Source organism: Paenibacillus sp. VTT E-133291, assembly GCF_002264395.1.
GTDB classification, from domain to species: domain Bacteria; phylum Bacillota; class Bacilli; order Paenibacillales; family Paenibacillaceae; genus Paenibacillus_AQ; species Paenibacillus_AQ nitricinens.
In genome coordinates this window covers 1-504 of the sequence record NZ_NFVA01000240.1, presented here as the reverse complement: position 1 = coordinate 504, position 504 = coordinate 1, and the positions used below count along the sequence as shown (strand labels likewise).

General features: G+C 53.2%; 1 protein-coding gene. It reads right to left on the bottom strand.

What is annotated here, in order from left to right; translation table 11 throughout:
• A partial coding sequence (locus tag CA598_RS31755) for a peptidoglycan recognition protein family protein (RefSeq protein ID WP_179283835.1) occupies window positions 1-504 on the bottom strand: 504 nt, incomplete at both ends.

The following is a 504-nucleotide window of genomic DNA, read 5'->3' as shown; positions in this document are numbered from 1 at the left end:
TACGTTCGCTTTATATACGATCATATCGTTAGCCTCCTGTTTAATCGGATTTAACTTCGCGGCTACTAGTGCTTTAAATGCCGCCCACCCCGTCCATTTGCCGCCGTCGTACATTAAGCGCGGACAGATTTTACCGGACCAATCGAAGTGGCGGCGCAATCGATCAACGCCCCATCCGCGCTCCTTAAGCATTGACGCTACGAGACTCGCTGCGTTATCGAGCGTCTTTTCGTAGTTACCACTTTCGCATATCTCTACGCCGATCGATGTACGGTTGCCGGATTTAGCGGCGCTTCCGTCTCCGCTATGCCATGCGTTCTCGTTCAGCGGAAGACATTCGACCGCTTCCTTTTCGTCGACTACGATATGGAATGACGCTTGGCGCGCGTTCGTTGGATTCGTTAGCCACGCGCGTTCATTCGCTGCCGAGGACGACGGATTACCCGTATTGTGAATCGTAATTGTAGTCGCGGACATAGCGTATCCAGGTCGCCGATTGCACGC